The organism is Algicola sagamiensis DSM 14643 (genome assembly GCF_000374485.1).
Classification (GTDB): domain Bacteria; phylum Pseudomonadota; class Gammaproteobacteria; order Enterobacterales; family Alteromonadaceae; genus Algicola; species Algicola sagamiensis.
In genome coordinates this window covers 94983-117952 of the sequence record NZ_KB894496.1, presented here as the reverse complement: position 1 = coordinate 117952, position 22970 = coordinate 94983, and the positions used below count along the sequence as shown (strand labels likewise).

The window sequence follows — 22970 nt, the reverse complement described above, 5'->3', positions numbered from 1 at the left end:
ATTCTGGCGCTTCTACTCCCGCCCTGGCAACTTCTTCCAAGTTACAGTATCTCGAACATACACCGGCTCAGCTTCTTCTGCCCGAACGGTTTGCCCTTTCACAAAATATCGAGCTGCAAGCGTCACCATATCCAATGCAGCAGGGAGCAGAATACGATCACTCTGCATAAATTGACCTTTCGCCATCAATATATCTTGGTAGGTTTCGAAGCCTGTCCCGACGACTGTTGCTTCTGATAGAGAAAATTCTGCGTCTTCTGGCTTCATGACACACTCAGGATCCAGACAAAGCCACTCGCCAGTATCTTGACGCTGATAAGTTGCCGTGTAGATTTCTCCCATCCGGGCATCAATTGCGGCAATGACTTGCTCAGCACCGTGTTCGCGATAGGCTCCTTCAGCCATGGCTTCTAAAGATGATACTGGCACCATTGGTAAATTCGCACCGAATGCAAGTCCTTGAGCAATACCTACGCCAATTCTCACCCCTGTAAAGCTTCCCGGCCCGCGTCCAAACGCGATTGCAGATACATCTGAAAGCGTCATATTCGCTTCTTGCAAGACTTCATCCACCATCGGCAATAAACGTTGGCTATGTTGTTGTGGGATCACCTCAAATCGTGAAACCGTTTGCTCTTGCGTCAAAAGTGCAACAGAACATGCTTCTGTTGCTGCATCGATTGCTAAAATTTTTGTCGACATGGTCACTTCATTGCTTTTAAAAAACGAACAGCCTGGTCTAAATCTCGAGTCCGCTTCATCGGCGGCAGGCTTTTGATAAATACTTCCCCGTAAGGGCGTGTCACTAAGCGGTTATCACAAATCACCAATACACCTTGGTCAGACACATCCCGAATGAGTCGCCCAACACCCTGTTTGAGTGAAATCACCGCTTGTGGGAGTTGTTGCGTCGCAAACGGGTCTAGTCCTTGCCGCTGAACAACTTCAGCTTTTGCCTGAAGCAGTGGATCTGCTGGCGATGCAAACGGCAATTTGTCGATCATAACACAAGTCAGCGCATCGCCTCTAACATCAATTCCTTCCCAGAAACTCGCAGTCCCCAATAACACTGCTTGCCGAAGACGCGTAAATCGCTCCAGCATCATTCGCTTACTTGTTGTGCCTTGAACAAGCAATGGAAGATCTGTCAACGCTTTCAGTTTTGTTCCGACTTCTAGCATCATTCGATAACTCGTAAATAACAGAAAAGTTCGACCTTTCGCTGCTTCAATCAGCGGCAGAGCCGTTCGAACAAACGCATCTCCCATATCTGGACTATTTGGTTCTGGTAAAAATCGCGGAACACAAAGTAAAGCCTGATGCGGATAATCAAATGGGCTTGGATAAATCGCCGTTTTGGCATGAGATAACCCCAAATGCTCCGTGAAATGATGAAAAGAATCATCCACAGATAATGTTGCAGATGTAAAAACCCAGGCCATCTGCGAGCGACGAATATATTCGGAAAACTTGTCCGCAATCGATAAAGGCGTCAACCTGAGTACAAGGTGTCTCTTTGTTGTTTCGTACCACAAAATCGTATTAGCGCTATGCATATCCTCAAACTTGGAGAGTTTATTTTTAAGTTCAATACAACGTTCAAAGTAACGATCAATTGCTTCACTACGCCCAATCGCCAGCTTTAACACATCATAAAGAAATGCAAGTGCCTTTTTGAGTTCAAAAAAAGCATCTTGAACATTGGGTTGGTTGAATTTGATGTGCCAGCGGCCCCTTTCCGTCTGATCAGGAAACTGAAGTCGCATATCTGAGACAGCATGTTCCAGCTTATCTGCAGACTTGCCTAACTGATCCATATCTCGAATATGGGTGCGAAACTCTACTCGAACATCCCGTGCAAGCTCTAACATTTGCCTAGTCGATACGCCTTCACCAAAATAATCCGTCGCGATGTCTGGCACTTGATGGGCCTCATCAAATACTAGGACATCTGCATTTGGGATCAATTCCCCAAATCCTGTATCTTTGAGTGCCATATCTGCAAAGAATAAGTGATGATTCACGACGACTAAATCTGCTTCCAGCGCTTTTTTACGGGCTTTGACGACATAGCAATCAGTAAAGTACGGACAGTCTTTGCCTAAGCAGTTTTCGACGGTGCTGGTGACATAAGGAATAGCACGGCTGTCTTCTTCGATATGAGTCAAACTCCCTAAATCACCATCCACTGTTTCTGATGCCCATTGACGAATTTTTGCGATTTCTGAGGATACATCGCGATCATAATCGGGAAGCTGATGATGGTTCACTTCTAAACGATAAAGACACAGGTAGTTTGAACGCCCCTTTAGCAGGGCAGTTTGAGCAGAAGACCCCAGAATTTTCTGCACAACAGGTAAGTCGCGCAGATAGAGCTGTTCCTGAAGGTTTTTCGTGCCCGTTGAGATAATCGCTTTTTTCCCGGATAAGAGTGTCGGAACAAGATAAGCATACGTTTTCCCTGTCCCCGTCCCCGCTTCAACAAGCAGTTGTTGTCGATCCACAATCGCCTGATGGACCGATTCCGCCATTTGGATCTGCGCTTCTCTGGGTTGATAGTGGGAAAAGGTTTTTGCAAAAGGCCCTTCCTTTGCAAAAACCTGTGTGATTTTTTTTGTCAACGGGTATCACCTGAACATCGAAATCAATCCGCCATTGTCTTCCATTATTGGGCAAAATTGAACGCTCGGGATGAAAAATATTTCTTTCATGAATGATAAAATTCACTGTTTTTGACAAATCGATGCGACATAGTTCAAGGCATCCTCTCTCGAAGAGAAAATCACTTGCTTTTGAAATTGTTCAAAACTCCCCATACGTTGAAACTTTTGGAGAAGATGCTCATTTTGAATAACAACAACAACATGCTTATTGGCTTGTTGTACCTGCTGAATTGCATTTTCAATCGTCAAACTCATCGTATCATCCAACATGGAGACACCTTCTAAGTCAAAAATGATCAGGTCATAATTTGAAATTTGCTTTAAGTGTCGGGCAAGTGCCTTTGCCACACCAAAAATCATGGGACCATTTAAATCAATTAACAAAGGTTTACCAGAAAAAAGAGACAAGCAATCCCGCTCTTTATCAGTCAGCGGTGCTGATTCATCAAGCGCATTAATGGCTTTGATTTCTTCCTGCTGTGCCATGCTGAGCTTTTCGATGATCATGATATTTGCAACGAAAACCCCCACACCAACGGCGACAATCAAATCAATAAAAACGGTAAGTCCGATGACACTGTACATCACTAATGCAGATTGCCATGAGACTTTGTGCGCCCGCTTTATAAAACTCCAATCTAGAATATCAAGACCCACTTTGACGGCAATCGCGGCGAGTAATGCTAAAGGAATATATTGCAATAAACCAGCAAATCCAAATACAGCGATTATCAATACAACTGCTCGGATCACACCGGAGAGGTGAGTTCGACCACCTGCCTGAATATTGACAACAGTGCCCATCGTTGCTCCGGCACCGGGTAAGCCACCGAATAGCCCAGAAACCATATTCCCAATCCCCTGCCCCACTAATTCTTTGTCTGATTGATGTTCTGTTTTGGTTAAGTTATCGGCAATGACAGAAGTGAGCATTGAATCGATACAACCCAACATACCCAGCACCATGCCATCCACAAGCATGAGCACCATTTGTTCTTGCGTAAAGATAGGGAAGCTGGGTACAGGAAAAGACACATCAATCATGCCAACTCGACGAATATCAACATCGCCTAAGAACAAACTGACCAATACAGTGATGAGAAGTAAGGCAACAAGCTGTGGTGGAAGAAATCGCTTCCATCGATTTGGATAGAAAAACAGAATGCTTAATGCTGCAAGGGCGATCCCGCATTCATAGAAGTTAATATTCGAAACAAAGTCAGGCAGTGCGTTCAGCGTCCCCATAACGCCACCTGGTTGAGGAGGCTGCCCCAGAATTGGACCAATCTGTAATATGACCAAGATGATGCCTATTCCTGACATAAAACCGGAAATGACACTTTGTGGGATCAAGGTGATGTATCGCCCAAGTTTCAAAAAACCAAACAGCATTTGGAAAAAGCCAGCGAGGATCACGACCGTAAATGCCATTGCCATCCCAGACTCAGGGTTTGTCGCAATTAAACTGGCTATGACAGCCGTCATCATCACCGTCATGGGTCCGGTTGGCTCAGATATCAGCGTGGGAGTTCCGCCAAATAATGACGCAAATAACCCAACCAGAATTGCACCATAAAGGCCCGCTTCAGCACCAGCACCTGATGCAACACCAAATGTTAGCGCCATCGGTAAAGAAATGATTGCAGCAGTGGCTCCACCCCAAAGATCACCGCGCAGGTGATGGAAAGAAAAAGAATTGAATATTTTTTGCATGACAATTACACGAAGACACCAATCAGAACTGAAAAATTTTCTATTCATTATTTAAGAGGATAACCGAAATAAACGTTCTACACCGCGCTTTGTACGATGAATACCATTATCGATTGCGGTCAGTAAGTTGCTTTCCATTTCTTGCACTTCAACAGAAGCCATGCCAGCCAATAACGTATGTATCTTACATACATATTGATTTGTTGCATCTTGGTTCAATTGAGGTGGCATCAAATGGAGTTCTATTTTATCAATACGACTTTCATAACGCCCTAGCATGAGGCGAGTTTTAGACTCGATATATGAGTAAAGTTCTTCGGAGACTTCATACTCGTTCGTAAAAACTCTTAACTTCATAGCGCCTCAGCATTCGTCACTCCAATGGAACCGATAACACCACTATATTTCATCTCGATGAACCACCCTATGTGGGTTGAGTATGAAATATTGATGTACAAAGCCTAACATCAATCTAAAATAAGAAAAAATCGTTTATTCCATATTTTTATTTCGATTTTTACGATGTGTTTAATTTCATTCAAGGGTGTCAAAAGATGCAAGAGTCATTCAACTACAAGCATTTAAGATATTTCTGGTCCGTTGCACATGAGGGCAGTATTGCGAAAGCAAGTGAAAAACTGCATATCACGCCACAAACCATCAGCGGTCAACTCTCTCTTTTAGAAGAAAAAATTGGCAATCCTCTCTTCCAAAAAGAAGGAAGGGGTCTTCGTCTCACAGACACCGGACGCCTTGTATTACGGTACGCAGATGAAATATTCGAGTTGGGAAATGAACTGAATGATGTCCTTCGAGGTGTCCCAACAGTTGGACCTGCGGAATTTATCGTGAGTGCATCAAGTGGCTTGCCGAAAACCATTGTTCACAAAATTATAGAACCGGCACTTCATCTTGATCAGGAAGTCAGCATCACCTGCTTGCAAGGGCCTGTAGATACGATTTTAGCGGATCTCGCCGTGCACAAAGTTGATTTAGTCCTAAGTGATACTCCAGTCACTGGTGCATTTAGTGTAAAGGCATACAATCATTTACTCGGCGAAAGCGGGATCACTTTCTTTGCATCTCCAATGATGGCTAAACGCTATAAAAAGAACTTTCCTTGGTCGTTAAATAATGCGCCACTGCTGGTACCCACGAAGCAAAATGAAATCCGTAAAGAGATCGACTATTGGCTCAATGAACAAAATATTCATCCAGTCATCGTTGGGCAGTTTGACGATAGCGCGCTCTTAAAGTCATTTGGCCAATCTGGTTTAGGCATCTTTTTTATGTCCTCTGCTATCGAAGATGAAATTTGTGAAACTTTTAATGTTCGATCCATTGGTTCACTGCATCATATCAAGCAAAAATACTATGCAATTTCCGCAGAAAGACGTGTGAGGCACCCGGCGGTTGCTGCAATTTGCCATACAGCAAGAGCATCTTTGTTCAAATCAAAATAAAAGGTAGAAAACAAATAACTTCGATTTTTTCGATGTTTTATCCTGAATAATTCGATTTTATTTTATATTCAAAGCATCTTATGCTGACTATAGACAAATAGTCACGAGGTGTTTATGCAAAATCAATTTGATTGGCACTGCAAACGCAAAGAAGAAGTGATTGCGCATCTTGACAGTGATATTGAAAAAGGGCTTTCTGATAACGAAGTCCAACACAGACAAATCCAATATGGGCTGAATGAGCTGACAAAGCACGATAGTGATGGTCCGCTCAAAAGGTTTGCGCTTCAATTCCATCAGCCACTCGTTTATATCCTTTTATCTGCCGTTGTTGTCACACTACTTCTTAATGAATGGGTTGACTCCGCAGTTATTTTTGGTGTGGTACTACTCAACGCCATCATTGGTTTTGTGCAAGAATCCAAAGCCATCCGTGCCATTAATGCATTATCAAACACCATGCAATCCTCCTCAACAGTCCTGAGACATGGTAAGAAATGTTCCATCCCGGCAGAACAGCTTGTGCCCGGTGATATTGTTTTGCTTCAAGCGGGAGATAAAGTGACCGCAGATATGCGGTTGTATTCAGTTCGGGACTTACAAATTGATGAGTCCGCATTAACTGGAGAGTCGGTTCCCGTTGAAAAAACGATGACGGAAGTTGCAAAAGAAGCGCTGATTGGTGATCAGCAAAACATGGCCTTTTCGTCAACACTTGTCGTGTACGGCACAGGGGTCGGCATTGTCACTTCAACAGGCGACGAAACAGAAATTGGGAAAATTTCTAATCTCATTGCCACAACACCCTCGCTGGATACACCACTGACGAAGCGTATTAAGCAATTCAGCCATGTACTCCTCTATGCAATTATTGCGCTTGCAAGTATTACTTTAATCATTGGTTATCTTCATGGAAAACCAATTTTAGACTCGTTTATGGCTGCTGTTGCTCTGGCTGTTGGCGCAATACCAGAAGGTCTACCAGCCGCGGTGACGATCATGTTGGCGATTGGCGTCTCTCGAATGGCAAAACGAAAAGCCGTGATCCGCAACCTACCGGCTGTTGAAACATTAGGCAGTACAACCGTTATCTGTTCAGATAAAACTGGCACACTGACCAAAAACGAGATGACAGTTGAACACATATACTGCGGCGAACAGCTTTTTTCCATCACAGGAAATGGCTATACACCAGAGGGGTTATTCCAGCGCAAACTTGGCTTAGAAACAATCGAGCCTTTCGACCATCCGGCATTAAAAGAGACCTTGACCGCTGGTATGCTTTGTAATGATTCAGAGCTACTATCCCCAGATGAACAGTCCCCCCATTGGCGTGTCACCGGTGATCCAACAGAAGCTGCACTGTTAGTCAGCGCAAAAAAATCAACGCTTGACCCTGAGACAATCGGTGCAATCCGCCATGATGCTATCCCTTTCCAATCGGAATACCAATATATGGCAACGCTCAACGAATTAAACGAGCAACGACATATTTATATGAAAGGCTCTATTGAGAGCATTCTTCCAAAATGCACAAAGATGATTGGCCGAAGTGGCGATGTGGTCGCAGTCAATGAAGATGGCATTAAAGCGCAAGTTTATATGCTTGCTGCCCGGGGCTTACGTGTGCTTGCATTTGCGACACGCCCTGTAGAAAGTACAAAAGAAGGAATTAGTCACGATGATGTCGCCCAAGGCCTCACTTTCCTTGGGTTACAAGCCATGATCGACCCTCCAAGACCAGAAGCAGTTGAAGCAGTCGCGGCCTGCCATAAGGCTGGCATCGACGTAAAAATGATCACAGGCGATCATGCGCTCACAGCAACCAGTATTGCTCAGCAGCTCGGTATCATTGAGCCAGGACAAAAAGATGCAACCATCACAGGATATGAACTCAGTGATAAAGAGGGTCAGTGTTTTGATGAGATTGCCAGCAATCACCATGTTTTCGCCAGAGTCACACCAGAAAACAAGTTACAACTGGTTAAGTCACTTCAATCACAAGGCCATATTGTGGCAATGACTGGGGATGGCGTAAATGATGCCCCTGCCCTTCGCCGTGCAGATATTGGTGTTGCAATGGCTATGAATGGAACAGAAGTTGCGCGTGATGCATCCGACATGATGCTGACCGATGATAACTTTGCGACGGTTCAAGCTGCCGTTGAAGAAGGTCGTGGTGTGTTCGATAACTTAAAGAAATTCATTGTATGGACACTTCCAACCAATGGTGGAGAAGGATTAGTCATCTTACTTGCCGTACTATTGGGCATTTCTTTGCCACTGCTACCAGTACATATTCTATGGGTAAATATGACAACCGCCATCCTGCTTGGGTTGATGCTGGCATTTGAGCCAAAAGAACCCGGCATTATGCAACGCCCCCCCTATAATCCTGACGCGCCTATTCTTGATAGTATCCTCTTATGGCGTATCTTACTGGTCTCTTCCCTTTTATGTGTCACTGCATTTGGTCTTTATGAATTAGAACTTCTATGGGGAGCAACCGAAGCAGAAGCAAGAACCGTAGCAGTCGCCATGTTCGTCGTCGGTGAGGCCTTCTATCTATTCAACTGTCGATCGTTAGAGCGTTCTGCACTGTCAATTGGCCTCTTTAGCAACCGATGGATTTGGGTTGGCATTGGCTGCATGATGGTCCTGCAACTGATGTTTACTTATCTTCCCATTATGAATACCTGGTTCCAATCCGCACCGATTTCTCTCGAAGCATGGGTTCGGGTGATTGCTTGTGGCGCTTTAATCTCTGCCATTGTCGGCTTTGAGAAATACCTGCGTCATAAAGATACCAGAAGTCGAGTTGCGCAATGCCGTCCAATGGGAGAATCCCTATGAGCAATACTGTGCACCCATTTCCAGCAAAAGCATACGTAAAACACTTGCTCATTTTTACGGTGGTTTGGGTGCTATTAACCAAGTTTGCTGTTTCTTCTTGGATCATCGGAATATTCGTTGTCCCGTGCGCAGCGTGGTTGAGCCTCTGGTTATTCAGAGGCTCAACCCACATCACAGCAATGCCGCAGCAAAGAGAATTTTCATTGGATCATTTCAAGCTGTTCAGGCTCATCCCATTTTTTATTGCGAATTCCATTAAAGGCGGAATCAATACAGCAAGGCTCGCAATTTTTCTGCCCGATGATTTGTCTCCTGGTTTTGCGCAATATCATTTGCGTTTACCAGAGGGACGGCCTCGCTTGTGGTTTTTACACATGATCAGTTTACTGCCCGGAACTTTAAGTGTTCAACTTCAAAAAGAATGCTTATTAGTCCATATGCTATCCGTCAATCATGACAACTTTCAGGATATCCAAACATGTGAAGTATACATTGCTGAATTATTTGATTTACCCAACCTAAATTCGTCAGATGAGCATGGCTTGTGGAGGGTTTTATGAACACCTTCTTGTATATGATGACAGGCGCATTAGTAGCTATTTTATTTTTAGGGCTTATCCGTCAATGGTTTGGTCCCTCAAAAATAGACCGGATTTTATCCCTTCAATTGTTTGGCACGGCTGGTGTCGCCATTCTTGTCCTTCTTGCTGTGATCATGGGGCATTCTTCACTTTTTAACGTCGCACTGGTGCTCGCGTTACTTTCCTCAATCACTATGATCATCCTCGTCAAATTGAGGAGACATTTATGAACAGCTTCCTTGACTGCTTTACCATCCTTATGGTGAGTATTGGCTTGATTTTCTTCTTTGCTGGTAGTGTTGGTCTGTGGCGTTTTCCTGATACCTTCTCCAGGCTCCATGCTTTAACGAAAGCAGATAATCTTGGCCTGGGTTTTATTGTGATTGGATTGTTCCCACAGACCAGCCATGTCATTGATGCGATTCAATTGATTCTTATTTGGGTTGTCGCGATGTTATCTGGTGCCGTTTCTAGTTATTTACTTGCGAGAAATACACAAATGCAATGGCAGCATAAACCGCAACATCCGATCTCAAAGGAGAAAGCATGATGAATGCCGAGATGCTGTTTGACCTCGTCCTTTTTATTGGCTCGATCATGATCGCCATTCTTTGTTTAATCACGCGAGATCTATTTAAAGGGATCGTCTTGTTTATCAGCTTAGGATTGATCGTCACATTAGCTTGGGCAAGGCTTGGCGCATGGGATGTCGCTATTGCTGAGGCTGCGATTGGTTCAGGTCTCACCGGTGCATTACTGCTTGCAACTTGGCGACAACTCAAGTCGAGTTCAGTCAAAAAATCTGACCAAAATCAGGAGCATTAAGATGTTTCATCACCCTGAGCTGAACGAACAAAACCAAGACTCTCGCTTATCCAATACCGCGAAAGTCTTGACAGGCGCTTTAGTCGCGTCAATCTGCGGACTATTGATCACGTCAATCTTGGCCTCGGAACAAAAGCTGGAACCACTCCACTCGCTCGTTCAACAAGCGATACCCCAAAGTGGTGTTGAAAACCCTGTCACCGCGGTCTTACTGAACTTTCGTAGCTTCGATACGCTGCTAGAGATAGCCGTTATTTTAATCGTCGCTATTGCGATGATGCCTCAAAATAAAGCCAAAATCAGGCAAGCTTCATTATTTGCGTCATGCATACCAGCGCATCGAAACCCAGTTCTAGAAGCTTTCCTACGCTGGTTAATCCCAAGTATTGTGATGATGTCAGGGTATCTACTCTGGACTGGATCTTATTTACCTGGGGGGGCATTTCAGGCAGGCGCCTTACTTGCTGGAGCAGGAATTTTATTTCTAAGTGCTGGCTATCACCAGGTTCACTTTGAATCAGTCGCAGGTAGGTGGCTACTCACCATAGGATTAACAGTCTTTCTATTGGTAGGCATTCTTGTCTCTATAGAAACGGGATTTTTTTTACAATACCCCTCTGAGTGGGCCGGTATCCTCATCCTCGCTATCGAAAGTGCTGCAACTTTATCCATCGCAACCATCTTATTACTCCTCTATCACAGCCTTAGTCGACCTCACACACCTCAATCATCTGAAGAGGACTACTTATGAGTCAAGTGATCATCTACAGCATTTTAGGCGTGCTCCTCTTTGGTATCGGACTTTTTGGTTTGATAGCAGCAGCACACATTCTTAGAAAAATACTCGCTATGAATATTTCAGGGATTGGTGTCTTTATGATTTTAGTAGCCAATGCAGTTGGCCCAGATGGTACGACCGACCCGATCCCCCATGCAATGGTCCTCACTGGCATTGTTGTCGCCATTGCTGGAACTGCTTTAGCACTATATCTCTCGTGTCAGATCAACCTTGATGAGGATAAACAAGTCGAGGAGGAATCATCATGAGTAGTATCGGTCCAGCAGCTTTGCTTCCTTATTTGATTGTTCTCCCACTCATTGCTGCGATTTTGACTGTTTTGTATCCATCCAATAAACAACAATCGGGTCTCAGTCTCATCATAGGCGCCATACAAGGGTATGTCGTTTTCTTACTTGTTAACGCTTTATATGCACTACCAAGTGGCAATATCGAGTACCAACTTGCCGGCTGGGGATCGCCTCTGGGTATTGATCTGGCCATTGACGGGTTCTCTGCCCTATTAATTGCGTTAACTTGCTTATTGAATCTTGTCTTAATGCTCTATTCAACATGCTATTTCTCTAACCAAGCACAGCAGCGTCAATTTTGGCCTTTATGGTGGTTGTTAAATGCAGGGCTGAATGGTCTATTCCTCTCAGCGGATATTTTCAATATTTATGTCACGCTGGAAATTATCGGACTTGCGTCTGTCGCTTTGGTTGCGCTTGGTCACCAAAGAGACAGCCTAGTGGCTGCATTGCGATATTTATTAGTCGGCTTACTTGGCTCCCTATGTTATCTAATGGCTGTCGCATTATTATATCGAGCATATGGCACATTGGATTTTTCAATGCTGGCTGCAAATGCTCAATCGGATGTACTGACTTGGACAGCCTTGTCCCTCATCACCGCAGGGCTAGCACTCAAAACTGCCTTGGTTCCCCTCCACTTTTGGCTCCCTCTCGCACATGGAAGTGCGCCCGCACCTGTCAGCGCTGTTTTATCCGCACTCGTCGTCAAAGCGTCATTTTATCTTTTAGCTCGCTTTTGGATGGATATCCTGCAACCAGCGGTCACTGAAACAGGATTATTCCTGCTAGGAGTTCTAGGTGCCATAGCCATTCTTTGGGGTGTCTATCAGGCCATCAAAGCACAACGATTAAAACTCATGGTCGCCTATTCAACGGTCGCTCAAATTGGTTATTTATTTTTACTATTCCCTTTATTAATGTCTGGTGATACTTCATCACAAAGTACGCCGATTGCTGCACTCACTGCAATTTCATTTTTTATTGTGGCACATGCGTGTGCAAAAGCCGCCATGTTCATGGCTGCTGGAAATATGATCAAAGTGATTGGCCATGATGATATCGAACACTTGAATGGCAAAGTCAAAGAGATCCCTCTTAGTTTATTTACCTTTGCGATCGCTGGTATTAGCTTAATTGGTCTGCCTCCAAGTGCCGGCTTTATTGCAAAATGGCTGCTGCTCAATGCAGCCATTGATACCGCACAATGGTGGTGGGCAATCATTGTATTACTCGGTGGTTTGCTTGCGGCTATTGCGATATTTCGAGTCCTCGATATAGCCTTTATGCAGCCCCAAAAAGAACAACCGGGGCTACAACATTCATTGCCGACCAAACGGTTACCAAAAGTGATGTCGTTATGCGGTTTATGCTTAGCTATTTTCACGATGTTGATGGGATTCAATGCACAGCCATTCATTGATTTAGTCGCAATAGGAGTCGTAAGATGATCTGGCACAATACTCTCCCTTTGCTGATTATACTCAGTGCGATGTTACCCGGGATTGCTGTATTTTTTTTAAAGGATCACCAAGATCCGCTAAGAAGAGCACTGAACTTCTTTGGATCTCTGTGTTGTCTATCCTTGATCCTGATTCTGATTTATAACGTCTATCAAGGACAAGTGTTTGAGACTCGATTACCTTTACTCCCAAATATTGATTTGGTCTTTCATGCTGATGCACTGTCGCTCTTGTTCGTCACTTTATCTGGTGTTTTATGGTTACTGACCACCATATATGCCACTGGTTATTTCGAAAATACGCCAAATCAAAGCAGGTTTTTTGGCTTCTTTAGTTTATGTGTCAGTGCAACCATTGGTTTAGCACTTGCGGGCAATCTCATTACATTTTTAATTTTCTATGAACTGCTCACCCTGACAACCTACCCGCTTGTCGTCCATAAAGGCAATCAAGCATCGCTCGAAGCTGGTCGTAAATATCTTGTGTATACCATGATTGGTGGCGCTTTATTATTAGGGGGCGTCGTCTGGCTTAAATCTATCGCAGGTCCTCTCGACTTTACCTCAACGGGCGTATTAGCGAATCTCCCAGGACTTGACCCAACTCATCTCAAAATTATCTTTGCCTTACTGATCATTGGGTTGGGGGTCAAAGCAGCTTTAGTGCCTCTCCATGGTTGGTTACCTGCGGCAATGGCAGCGCCAGCACCTGTTAGCTCTTTGTTACATGCTGTAGCAGTCGTCAAGGCAGGTGCATTTGGCATCGTTCGTGTTGTTTATGATGTCTATGGGGTTGAGTTTGCACAGCAACTGGGGGTGACCGTCTTGCTGGCTATCCTCGCTTCTTTTACGATCATCTATGGCTCAGTTCGCGCATTATTTCAAACTGACCTTAAGAAAAGGCTAGCGTTTTCTACGGTCAGTCAAGTGTCATATATTGCTCTAGGGACAGCAATCGCGGGCCCAATCGCCACAATAGGCGGTGTTGCTCACCTTTTTCATCAAGGCCTGATGAAAATTACCATGTTTTTTTGTGCAGGCAACCTCGCTGAAACCCTTGGCGTGCATAAAATCAGTCAATTAGATGGCTGTGGAAGAAGAATGCCTTTAACCATGGGTGCTTTTAGTCTCGCTGTTTTAGGGATGATTGGCATCCCACCCGCTGCCGGCTTCGTTTCGAAATGGTATCTGGGGACAGGTGCTTTAGAGGTTGAACTCTACTGGGTGCTTGGGGTACTTGTCGTGAGTAGTTTACTCAATGCGATGTACTTCTTACCTATCCTTTATGCAGCATGGTTTAAACCGCAAAAAGAACCTTGGCCAAAAGAACGTTCACCATCCAGATACGAAACGCACTGGATGTTATTGCTCCCGCCTGTGATCACCGCTTCACTTGCGCTTGCCGCGGGCTTATTTGCAGATGCAAACTTTAGCCCTATTCATTGGGTCAAACTGATTGCTGCAAATGAATATGGTGAGACATTTATTCATGTCTTTCAAACCAGTATTCAAGACATACCGCTCTTGTGGTTATCCATTGTTTTGCCTTTGATATTCGCTTTTTCTCTCGTTTTTCATCAGAGCCAAAAATATGCCGCCTATTTCATTCCAATCGCCGGTATCGTTGCGTTTATCTCATGGGCTATCACACCATATGGCGTGAGTGTGACACCGTGGCTATTTTTTGGGAGCGTCATGGCATTTGAAAGTACCAGCGCCACTTTCTTTTTACTTGCTGCAACGTTATGGACATTTGTTGGTATTTTTAGCATTCAATATTTAAAAACTGATCCACGTAAAGTGTCTTTTTTCTTCTATTTACTTCTCGCTATGAGTGGTAATTTTGGCCTGATATTAGCAAACGACATCGCCGGATTTATCTCCTTTTTTACGCTTATGAGTCTTGCATCATATGGATTGATATTACATCCAAACACCCAACATGCTCATGACGCAGGAAAGTCGTACATGCAATGGGCCATATTCGGTGAGCTGCTTCTATTTACTGCACTTGCAGGCCTTTATCACAGTAGTACAGGAGAAATACTTGGAACACCTTCCCAACCGAGCTGGGTGACATTTCTCTTATTCGTCGGCTTTGGGATTAAAGCTGGTGTATTCTCACTCCATGTATGGCTGCCCATTGCCCACCCGGTTGCACCTATTCCCGCCAGTGCCTTATTAAGTGGGATCATGGTCAAAGCAGGTTTGTTAGGGTGGATGAAATTTATTCCATTTGGGGAGACAACATCACCCACACTTGGGCTAATGATGATCTTTCTTGGTTTTCTTGGCACATTTGCAGGGGTCCTAATTGGTTGTACACAAAAAAATCCGAAGACACTGCTTGCCTATTCAACCGTCAGTCAAATGGGCGTGATCTCCGTTGCAATTGGTACCAGCATCTACACCCCTGAACTATGGCCGCTCATCGGACCTGCAATTATTCTTTACGCTGTTCATCATGGCCTCGCAAAAGCTGCTTTATTTTTAAGCGTATCTTTCTCAAACTTGCTCTCCAATACAAAACTAAACATCATTTTATGGATTGGGATCGCAATTCCTGCGGTTAGTTTGGCAGGCCTTCCATTGACAAGTGGTGCTTATGCAAAATTGGCCCTGAAAGCAGCACTCGTTGACCATGAATGGATTGCAATGCTGATTACTATTTCTGCTATTGGAACAAGTTGGTTGATGATGAGGTTCTTATATTTGCTTCATCAAGCCCGTCAGCATGAAACGTCACAGCCACATTTACTTTCTCTTATCGCCTACTTTGGGATCGTTGCTGTCTCAATGATACTCATCTATACCGTTCCGCAAGCTCACATGTTGCATTTAGAATTGACGAGCTTATCTCAGATATGGCAAGCATGTTGGCCAATGCTCATAGGTGGCACCGTCTTTTTCATTTCTCAAAAATTATTTTCTACGATGCAACCCGTCTGCGCTGGGGACTTGATTTATATCTATCAGCGTATTGTCCATGCTTCCCGTGTTTTCATCGTTTATTGGGTCGAGCTTGTGAAAAGGCTCATCCATAAAATAAAAAGTATACAAGTGCAAAACGACCAATATGTTGATTTTGTAACACTGAAGCCATTGGTGAGTAGTCACTTAGAATTGAGCCACCCGGGGATAATTTTCGTATTCATCCTATTCTTGGTCACGACTTTGATTGGGGTGCCATTCATGTTTTCAACCTAACCATCATCAATAGTAACCGAGGAGACTTCCAAATGAAGAACTTCAAAAATATTCTGGTATATCTCGATGGTCAAAGTAACTTAATCAACAGCCCTGCAATACAAAAAGGGCGTGAACTTGTCATGAAAAATCAAGGTCAAATGACGCTCATGGATGTGATACAACCACCCCAGGATGTGTCTCAAGCATATCAAGGTATTTTTTCAACAACTGATCTCTTTAACATGTTTGTTCGATGCAGGAAGGATGACTTATCAACACTTGCAGCTCAACTTAATGATGAAGGCATTCAAACAAGTTCCCGAGTTACCATTGGCCGCCCATTTATCGAGATCATCCGCCAAATGCAAGGGGCCGGGCATGATTTATTCATAAAAGATGCAGCCTTATGTGAACAAGGTTTTGATAGCCAAGACTTTCATCTTCTGCGAAAGTCAGCCCACCCCCTTTGGCTTTTAAGAGAAAACTCGGATGCAAATGAAGTACTTGTCACGGTTGATCTCGCGCAAGAAAGTCAGCCAGAGGGACGTTTACTCAACCGACATTTAGTTCGAATGGCTCAGGAAATCGTACAAACGCACAATCAAAAACTTCATCTTTTATCTTGTTGGACATTGTATGGTGAAGATGCACTTCGAAATAGTGGTTTTATGCGAGTCTCAAAAGACAAACTCCATGACATGATGCTTGAAGAATGCCAGAAAAATGCAGACATTCAAGAAGCGCTTGTTGATGAGTTTCCAGATACTTCAATCCAGTTGCATTTACTCAAAGGCGATCCAACGGAGGTGATCCCTCAGTTTATTCAAAACCACCCGATCAATCTCGTCGTCATGAGTACTGTGAGTCGCTCGGATATTCCTGGGCTATTTATCGGAGCCACCTCAGAGCAACTGTTACAAAAACTGACAACTTCAGTTTTGGCAATGAAACCTAACGGATTTCAAAGTCCTGTAGAATAAACACAGATACGGGGTGGTTAGCGTCAACCGGGATCCATGCATTATGCAGATAAATTAATCAGTTAAACGTTTTTTCTTGAAATAGTTATTGACAGATTTGAAGACCACCCTATAATAGCGCTCCACAAAGACGGGATGCTTAGCTCAGTTGGGAGAGCATCGCCCTTACAAGGCGAGGGTCACTGGTTCGAGCCCAGTAGCATCCACCAATTTTTTATCCTCATATCGTGGGTGGTTAGCTCAGTTGGGAGAGCATCGCCCTTACAAGGCGAGGGTCACTGGTTCGAGCCCAGTACCACCCACCATGATATGAACCCCGTGGATGCTTAGCTCAGTTGGGAGAGCATCGCCCTTACAAGGCGAGGGTCACTGGTTCGAGCCCAGTAGCATCCACCAATTCTCTATATCGACGTGGGTGGTTAGCTCAGTTGGGAGAGCATCGCCCTTACAAGGCGAGGGTCACTGGTTCGAGCCCAGTACCACCCACCACTTCGATAATCCTATTTCAGACCTAATTTTCCTCGCACATCCTTCTATATCGGTCCATAGTTAACTTAGTGATTCGTTATCAACTAGATACCGTATAATAAGGTGATAGATTTGGCGACGCTCGGTAATCAGGTCAAGATTCTGATTATCGATCATCAAACCCTGGCACAAAACTTTCTGAAGTCCTCCTTAGAAAAATTGGGCTTTCGTAATCTTTACTTTGCAGAGCACGCCCAAGCTGCGATGAATCTGTGCAAAGAGTTTCACTTCGAATTGATCTTATGTTCTTTTAACCTTCGGCAAGGAAAAGATGGTTATCAACTCTATGAAGAAATGAAAGTCTCAGGCATCGTCCAATCCAGCACAGGGTTTATTTTTATCAGTGCAGAAACAGAAGCACCGCTTGTTCATAGTGTCGTCGAACTACAACCGGATGATTTTTTAGTCAAGCCCTTCACCCCACGCGATCTCGAAATTCGAATTACCCGTGTACTGCTTCAAAAAATGGAAATCAAAGCACTCTATGAAATGATGGATGCAGGAAAATTCGAAGAAGCACTCAAACATATTGAACGTTTTCTCAAAGAACCGGATAAAACCCGCTACTCTCACCTGCTGTTAAGAAAAAAAGGTGAAATTTTACTGATGATAAAGGACTATGAGAGAGCGCAGGGATATTTTCGTGCTCTCATTAAAGTTCAACCTCTTCCTTGGGCACAACTAGGCCTTGCGAAAGCACTCATCGAACTTGGTCAATATGAAGAATCGGCAGATCATTTAGAAGAACTCATCGAGCGGCCAGAAACAAAACTCAAAGCAACCGAGCTACTCTCAGAAGCCTACTACGGTTGCCATGAATTTGAATCTGCACAAGAACACCTCGAAAAGGCAGTCACCCTCGCCCCACGCAATATCGGCCGTCAAACACAGTTAATGAATCTCTCACGCATTAATCATGATTATGCAATCCAATATAAAACCAGCAAGGATATTTTAAATTTAACCCGTCACTCAACACACCATACGCCAGAGGTTTACTTAAATGCAGCACGTGCGGCCATTGATTTTTGTCTGATGGATGCACCAGATGAAGAAGAATTCCATCGGATCATTAAGCAATCCAATGAGTACCTTCAGCAAGTCAACACACAATTTCCACAAGAAGATAAGCATTCCCAAGTGAAAGTCATTGAGGCAAGGATCTGTTATTTAAAGAACGAGAATGATTTAGGCACTCGACTGTTGAAAGATATTCGAGAAGAAGAGTTTACTGGTGAAAATGTAAATGATGATTTGGATAAGGCAAAGGCGTTTCATGAGTTGGGATTTATTAACGAGTCCAGAAACCTTTACCAAGAAATTTCTGAACATTACGGAAATCAAGAAGAAAATCAAGTTCTCAACACACTCATCCGACAAGAAGTGAAGGAACGAACAGAAATCACCAAAGGCCCACGAGAGTTGAATAATGACGCTGTGAAATGCTTCAGTCAAGGCCGTGTCGATGAAGCTTACACTCACTTCAAGCAAGCATTTCATTTTATGCCGAAGAATGCCAGTATCGCCCTCAATCTCTTGCAAACCATGTTTGATAACCGATTCCAACACATGATTGATGATAACGATATAGCATTGATTGAGCGTTGCCGAAATATCGTAGAAACAGCAGATCTCACAGGGGAGCAGGATGACCGTTGGAAAGTTTTAAAAGATAAGATTGATGAGATTTAGCCACCGTTTTGTTTCTATTGGCTGGTCTGTTTTGAAAATTATCTGATATCAGTTAGAATTTACAACTTTAGTACCAAATCAGTTACTCAATACATCCAATCTTATTTATTTTTTGGCAGGAGCTATCAAGTGCCTTGTATCTTCCAATTGACGCCGATATCCACACGTCGAGTCCATCAAGAAGCAGCATTACAAAAAATCCCAAAAAGATACGGTGGCGATACCAAATGCACAAAATACTGGCGCAAAGACGTAGCTGAAGTTTATTTCTCGCTATGGTCCCCTCAATCTGGCGGATGTATTCAACCATACTAGGTGAGATGTCTATCGCCCAAAGCGTACTGATAGATCACTTCTATCAACTTAACACAACAGAATTGCTTGATACAAGTCACTATGATCAGTGCAATGCAGTTCATCTATATTTAATTTACTCAAATGAATAAAAGGTTTTTATGATTGAAAAAACGCTTAATGAATGGCTGGAAAAATTATCCGGCACATTTGGTCAACAGTGGCAATTAGATGATAATCAATGTCGCCTGACAACAGAAAGCGGCGAACCTTATATCAATATGGAATGGCTACCCATTCAGCAACTCTTCCTGATTGCTGCTCCACTTGATACTTTTTCCTCAGAAGACAGTGAAGCACAAACGAGATTGATCCAATATCTTGCTCTGAATAGCCACCCTGATGTCATTGGGAAAGGTTTGATTGCACTTGGCGATAATGATGAAGGTGTCTATCTGATCCAGGCACTTGAACCATCTGCATTAGTATATGAAAAGTTTGAAGCAAAATGGCGTGGGTTCTCCCAATTGGTTGAGGATGTGAAGCTGTATTTAGCCGATAATGATATCAGCTCACCACCCCTAGGGTTGGGTATACGGATGTAAGGCTATCAGAAAGCTGTACTCGCAGCTTTCTACCCGCACTCAATCATAGCGTCATATGATAAGTAGAAATTTTTTCTGTCGATTATTGCAACTTTTCTCAAACCAAGGTTACTACATTAGTAGTATTTAATTTTAACCAATATTTTAAAGGCAATTTGTTACCCATATATTGAATGAAGTCACACGTGGCAGATTTCATGGCGTTTCAATTGATGAGGAGTTTGCAATGCCAACGAACATTTCCCAATTTACACCTATTTCTACGCGCCGTGTTACGAATGATCCCCAGACATCAACGGAATCTAAAGCCCAGCTCAATCAGAAAGATGTGAAACATACAAAAAATGGTATCAAAGCTGAAAGTGCTGTTTCTAATAGTAAAGACGTGGATTTTAGACAAAAAGCTGCCAAAGAGTTTAACAAAGACTTTAAAAACTCAAACAAGCCGATCATTTACGGTTTAAGCCCGCATGTCAACTTACTTAAAAAATCCAGTACGGATTTAGGTCGCTCAAGTGAGCAAAGCCTGATGGATAGGATCAAAGGGAAGCCTGAAAAGACGAGTGTACTTATCCAAAACAACATCACAGATGCTGTCTGGGACGGTATATTAACACCAAGCAAGTACGCAAGTGATAGTGCAATAAAAGAGAAAATGCACGATAGTGGCAGAGCCATTGGTTTTAAACAATTCTTAGCCCAGCATGAAACTTATAATGTAGCGAAAATGCCTGGCTCTCAAGTACCTGATGCAGAAGAGCTGACATTAGAAATCAGTAATTTAAGAAAAGACAATCAATCTGTCGCTTGGAGAAAAACAAGCAAAGGTGGGCTTGAGTTTCAGCTTATTCACATGAAAAAACCCGTCTACTTTGTTGTGGATGATATCATCGATAATTTAAAAGAAGTTGCAGAGAAAAAAGGGGCTGGTACATCAATTACAAGTAGTGAACTTCGCTGGTTATATCGTCACAAAGAGATGCCAGAAGTACAAGAGAATCTCAAATTTGTAAGTGCTTATAGAGAAGTAAGTCACGAAGATGTATTCAACCGTCCAGAATGGGATGTATATAAGCCAAAGAATACTTACAAGTAAGTATTCAGCACTTTTCATCTCTCAAAATGCCCTTCTTGTAAGGGCATTTTTTGATCCTATCACAGAAATTACATACTCGGATCTGTTGGTCTTTTGGAAATCCACGCTGTGATTGATGAAAGATAAAGAGATTCTAGCCTTCCCTCTGAGCGCTCGTAATAGTGTTACTCAAAATGTCAAAGTTGATTTCAAACAAAGCTCATCACCAAACCCACCATAAGATTGGGCTTAAAAACTCATACATACTGATTCTTTAAGCCATGCTTTGATATGAACGACGCTTCATACTTGATTTGAAGTAGTAAGACTGAGAATCAAAAAAGCTGACCAAATTACGAACCAAAATGATTGAGCGAATACCGTCTGGCCTGACAGAGCAAGTTCATCAAGCTTGGATATCTATGATAAATTTCAGCCTGTTCAGCATATAAAAAAGTATTTTTATCGATGACCTAAGAGGCATTGGTTTTCGACATTTCTTACTAAATTATTCTAAAAACAATATGGCTGAATGTATTGGAAAGAAAGGGAAGCATTGACCTAAGGGGGTATCAAAACACAACAAGATTTGTTCACTGAAGCAATCAAACAACACCTTCAGATTGTCAGTGAGCATGATCTCCTACCTTAACGGGAATTTTTCGGTCGACCATAGAGGCAATCTTAACAGCCCAAACAAATATATTCGTAAACTTTGGTCGTAAAAAAGCCGCATCAAAGCGGCTTATTGAATAATAGCATTCGTCATTACTTCGCCCAAGCGGTAATATGATCATAGAATCGATCATGATATCCAAGCGTGCCATTCGCATCTGGTTTATCTGGAAAGTGCGAGTGCGGTATCGTCATACTATTCCCGATATGTGTCAGATCATGACAGAACAGTGCTCTGTGCATGTTTGGGATCGCATCACCTCTCACTTTATAGTGTTGAATACCTGAAAGAGCCTGCTTCGCTTCGCGCATTTTTTCTTCCGAACCATCAGCACCAAGATGTGCTTTGACTTCTTTGAGCATCGAATGACCAAGCTCAGCACTACAAAAACATTCTGCCTTAATCGGGTTTTCCGGAGTTGACAGCATGGCAGCCGCGTATGCTGCTTCACCACCACCTTTCGAGTGCCCAGAAATAGACAAACTATTGCCTTGAAGAAGGCGATCTTGCTTCATCATTTGATCGAGCGCCTTCGCAATCTCTTTCGCTTGCTGGTAACTTGTTGGTGTTTTTCCCAATAGTGCATTTTTAATATTTGCACCCCATTGGCGCATCGTACTTGCGAAGTTCGATTGTGAACGCTGCATCAGATCACCTGTATTTTCCCCACTGGTTGTGCCGCCAAATACCAATCGAACTTCATTCGCTTCCTTATTATGAAATACAAAAGCAACCAAGCCACTTTTAGGGTCAAGGAGCAAGCCTTCCTGTGGTAATGACTTTAATCCAAACTTTTGGCCTAAAGCAGACACCATCGTTTTTTCAATAGTCCACTGACCATCTGTTGCTTCATTCAGAACGCTGAGATCGCGATGATAAGGAAAATTCGCTAATGCTGCACTTTGATGGATTGCTTTCTTTTGAGCCGGATCCGTCGGAAGTGTTCCTGTTTTTTCCAGTAGGGCATTACTGATTGACCGTTGGCTCAGCTTTTCTGGTTGACGTGCCTTTTTTAGGGATAAATTTGTGTTCACAACAGACATACCTGATTTCACTTGCTTTGGACCACCTTTCGAAGATGAGACTTCTGCAACATCAGATGTATGCATGGTATTTTGCACAGGGGAGACTGGATGATTACCTATAGACGGCATAATTTACCTCAAAAATACTACAATACACACTTTATCATTATTTACTCTAGATAGGTAACCGTTCACTCTCATTTGTTTAAAAATTTTTATTCAAAAACAAAGTAAAAAAGTATGAATATTTTTAAAAC

General features: G+C 43.2%; 20 protein-coding genes and 4 tRNA genes. 19 read left to right on the top strand and 5 right to left on the bottom strand.

Translation table 11 applies throughout. The features are described from left to right. Positions 1-12: 12 nt before the first annotated feature. The 4 genes from tsaB to C505_RS0110805 form a co-directional block, all read right to left on the bottom strand. Complete coding sequence (gene tsaB / locus C505_RS0110820; RefSeq protein ID WP_018692636.1) at positions 13-702, bottom strand: tRNA (adenosine(37)-N6)-threonylcarbamoyltransferase complex dimerization subunit type 1 TsaB; 690 nt, start codon at positions 700-702, stop codon at positions 13-15. Positions 703-704: 2 nt separating this feature from the next. Next, positions 705-2621 (bottom strand): ATP-dependent DNA helicase, encoded by a 1917-nt coding sequence (locus C505_RS0110815; RefSeq protein ID WP_018692635.1) that lies wholly within the window; start codon positions 2619-2621, stop codon positions 705-707. Between the two features lie 102 nt (positions 2622-2723). Next, positions 2724-4376, bottom strand: coding sequence for a SulP family inorganic anion transporter (locus C505_RS0110810; RefSeq protein ID WP_040439757.1), 1653 nt, complete (start codon positions 4374-4376; stop codon positions 2724-2726). 51 nt (positions 4377-4427) lie between these two features. After that, positions 4428-4733, bottom strand: coding sequence for a hypothetical protein (locus C505_RS0110805; protein WP_018692633.1), 306 nt, complete (start codon positions 4731-4733; stop codon positions 4428-4430). Positions 4734-4930: 197 nt separating this feature from the next. Here C505_RS0110805 and nhaR point away from each other — a divergent pair, with 197 nt between their 5' ends. From nhaR to C505_RS0110715, 19 genes are all read left to right on the top strand, one after another. Then, positions 4931-5839, top strand: coding sequence for a transcriptional activator NhaR (gene nhaR / locus C505_RS0110800; protein WP_018692632.1), 909 nt, complete (start codon positions 4931-4933; stop codon positions 5837-5839). Between the two features lie 114 nt (positions 5840-5953). Next, complete coding sequence (locus C505_RS0110795; RefSeq protein WP_018692631.1) at positions 5954-8692, top strand: cation-transporting P-type ATPase; 2739 nt, start codon at positions 5954-5956, stop codon at positions 8690-8692. Further along, positions 8689-9252, top strand: a complete 564-nt coding sequence (locus C505_RS23645; protein WP_018692630.1) for a Na+/H+ antiporter subunit E — start codon at positions 8689-8691, stop codon at positions 9250-9252. The genes C505_RS0110795 and C505_RS23645 overlap by 4 nt, the downstream gene beginning before the upstream one ends. Next, on the top strand, positions 9249-9503 hold the full coding sequence (locus C505_RS0110785) for a monovalent cation/H+ antiporter complex subunit F (protein ID WP_018692629.1): 255 nt from the start codon (positions 9249-9251) through the stop codon (positions 9501-9503). The genes C505_RS23645 and C505_RS0110785 overlap by 4 nt, the downstream gene beginning before the upstream one ends. Further along, positions 9500-9823 (top strand): monovalent cation/H(+) antiporter subunit G, encoded by a 324-nt coding sequence (locus C505_RS0110780; protein ID WP_018692628.1) that lies wholly within the window; start codon positions 9500-9502, stop codon positions 9821-9823. Before C505_RS0110785 ends, C505_RS0110780 begins: the two co-directional genes overlap by 4 nt. Beyond that, the gene (locus C505_RS0110775; RefSeq protein ID WP_157368970.1) at positions 9820-10098 is read left to right on the top strand and encodes a Na(+)/H(+) antiporter subunit B; all 279 of its coding nucleotides are present in this window, start codon (positions 9820-9822) and stop codon (positions 10096-10098) included. The genes C505_RS0110780 and C505_RS0110775 overlap by 4 nt, the downstream gene beginning before the upstream one ends. A gap of 1 nt (position 10099) precedes the next feature. Further along, positions 10100-10849: a hydrogen gas-evolving membrane-bound hydrogenase subunit E gene (gene mbhE / locus C505_RS0110770; protein WP_018692626.1), complete on the top strand. Its 750-nt coding sequence runs from the start codon at positions 10100-10102 to the stop codon at positions 10847-10849. Further along, the gene (locus tag C505_RS0110765; protein ID WP_018692625.1) at positions 10846-11145 is read left to right on the top strand and encodes a Na+/H+ antiporter subunit C; all 300 of its coding nucleotides are present in this window, start codon (positions 10846-10848) and stop codon (positions 11143-11145) included. The genes mbhE and C505_RS0110765 overlap by 4 nt, the downstream gene beginning before the upstream one ends. Then, complete coding sequence (locus C505_RS0110760) at positions 11142-12638, top strand: complex I subunit 5 family protein (RefSeq protein ID WP_018692624.1); 1497 nt, start codon at positions 11142-11144, stop codon at positions 12636-12638. Before C505_RS0110765 ends, C505_RS0110760 begins: the two co-directional genes overlap by 4 nt. Further along, entirely contained in the window at positions 12635-15856 is a 3222-nt protein-coding gene (locus C505_RS24060) for a complex I subunit 5 family protein (protein ID WP_018692623.1), read from the top strand. The genes C505_RS0110760 and C505_RS24060 overlap by 4 nt, the downstream gene beginning before the upstream one ends. A 32-nt stretch (positions 15857-15888) precedes the next feature. Further along, positions 15889-16818 carry a universal stress protein gene (locus C505_RS0110750; RefSeq protein WP_018692622.1) on the top strand — a complete coding sequence of 310 codons (930 nt, stop codon included), beginning with the start codon at positions 15889-15891 and terminating at the stop codon, positions 16816-16818. 133 nt (positions 16819-16951) lie between these two features. After that, positions 16952-17027, top strand: a tRNA-Val gene (locus tag C505_RS0110745). Positions 17028-17047: 20 nt separating this feature from the next. Continuing rightward, positions 17048-17123: transfer RNA gene (locus tag C505_RS0110740), tRNA-Val, on the top strand. Between the two features lie 15 nt (positions 17124-17138). Further along, positions 17139-17214: transfer RNA gene (locus C505_RS0110735), tRNA-Val, on the top strand. 17 nt (positions 17215-17231) lie between these two features. Then, a tRNA-Val gene (locus tag C505_RS0110730) sits at positions 17232-17307 on the top strand. A 111-nt stretch (positions 17308-17418) separates the two neighbouring features. Continuing rightward, positions 17419-19038 carry a response regulator gene (locus tag C505_RS0110725; RefSeq protein WP_018692621.1) on the top strand — a complete coding sequence of 540 codons (1620 nt, stop codon included), beginning with the start codon at positions 17419-17421 and terminating at the stop codon, positions 19036-19038. 129 nt (positions 19039-19167) lie between these two features. Then, positions 19168-19353, top strand: a complete 186-nt coding sequence (locus C505_RS24330) for a hypothetical protein (RefSeq protein WP_157368967.1) — start codon at positions 19168-19170, stop codon at positions 19351-19353. Positions 19354-19493: 140 nt separating this feature from the next. Further along, entirely contained in the window at positions 19494-19937 is a 444-nt protein-coding gene (locus tag C505_RS0110720) for a type III secretion system chaperone family protein (protein WP_018692620.1), read from the top strand. A gap of 226 nt (positions 19938-20163) precedes the next feature. Further along, the gene (locus C505_RS0110715) at positions 20164-21033 is read left to right on the top strand and encodes a hypothetical protein (RefSeq protein WP_157368965.1); all 870 of its coding nucleotides are present in this window, start codon (positions 20164-20166) and stop codon (positions 21031-21033) included. 747 nt (positions 21034-21780) lie between these two features. Here C505_RS0110715 and C505_RS22100 read toward each other — a convergent pair. Continuing rightward, positions 21781-22842: a hypothetical protein gene (locus C505_RS22100; RefSeq protein ID WP_018692618.1), complete on the bottom strand. Its 1062-nt coding sequence runs from the start codon at positions 22840-22842 to the stop codon at positions 21781-21783. Positions 22843-22970: the final 128 nt, after the last annotated feature.

Excerpts from the sequence above, each read along its gene's own strand:
- tsaB (WP_018692636.1), bottom strand. The coding sequence starts at position 702 with ATGTCGACAAAAATTTTAGCAATCGATGCAGCAACAGAAGCATGTTCT.
- C505_RS0110810 (WP_040439757.1), bottom strand. The coding sequence starts at position 4,376 with ATGCAAAAAATATTCAATTCTTTTTCTTTCCATCACCTGCGCGGTGAT.
- C505_RS0110805 (WP_018692633.1), bottom strand. The coding sequence starts at position 4,733 with ATGAAGTTAAGAGTTTTTACGAACGAGTATGAAGTCTCCGAAGAACTT.
- nhaR (WP_018692632.1), top strand. The coding sequence starts at position 4,931 with ATGCAAGAGTCATTCAACTACAAGCATTTAAGATATTTCTGGTCCGTT.
- C505_RS0110795 (WP_018692631.1), top strand. The coding sequence starts at position 5,954 with ATGCAAAATCAATTTGATTGGCACTGCAAACGCAAAGAAGAAGTGATT.
- C505_RS23645 (WP_018692630.1), top strand. The coding sequence starts at position 8,689 with ATGAGCAATACTGTGCACCCATTTCCAGCAAAAGCATACGTAAAACAC.
- C505_RS0110785 (WP_018692629.1), top strand. The coding sequence starts at position 9,249 with ATGAACACCTTCTTGTATATGATGACAGGCGCATTAGTAGCTATTTTA.
- C505_RS0110780 (WP_018692628.1), top strand. The coding sequence starts at position 9,500 with ATGAACAGCTTCCTTGACTGCTTTACCATCCTTATGGTGAGTATTGGC.
- C505_RS0110775 (WP_157368970.1), top strand. The coding sequence starts at position 9,820 with ATGATGAATGCCGAGATGCTGTTTGACCTCGTCCTTTTTATTGGCTCG.
- mbhE (WP_018692626.1), top strand. The coding sequence starts at position 10,100 with ATGTTTCATCACCCTGAGCTGAACGAACAAAACCAAGACTCTCGCTTA.
- C505_RS0110765 (WP_018692625.1), top strand. The coding sequence starts at position 10,846 with ATGAGTCAAGTGATCATCTACAGCATTTTAGGCGTGCTCCTCTTTGGT.
- C505_RS0110760 (WP_018692624.1), top strand. The coding sequence starts at position 11,142 with ATGAGTAGTATCGGTCCAGCAGCTTTGCTTCCTTATTTGATTGTTCTC.
- C505_RS24060 (WP_018692623.1), top strand. The coding sequence starts at position 12,635 with ATGATCTGGCACAATACTCTCCCTTTGCTGATTATACTCAGTGCGATG.
- C505_RS0110750 (WP_018692622.1), top strand. The coding sequence starts at position 15,889 with ATGAAGAACTTCAAAAATATTCTGGTATATCTCGATGGTCAAAGTAAC.
- C505_RS0110720 (WP_018692620.1), top strand. The coding sequence starts at position 19,494 with ATGATTGAAAAAACGCTTAATGAATGGCTGGAAAAATTATCCGGCACA.
- C505_RS0110715 (WP_157368965.1), top strand. The coding sequence starts at position 20,164 with ATGCCAACGAACATTTCCCAATTTACACCTATTTCTACGCGCCGTGTT.
- C505_RS22100 (WP_018692618.1), bottom strand. The coding sequence starts at position 22,842 with ATGCCGTCTATAGGTAATCATCCAGTCTCCCCTGTGCAAAATACCATG.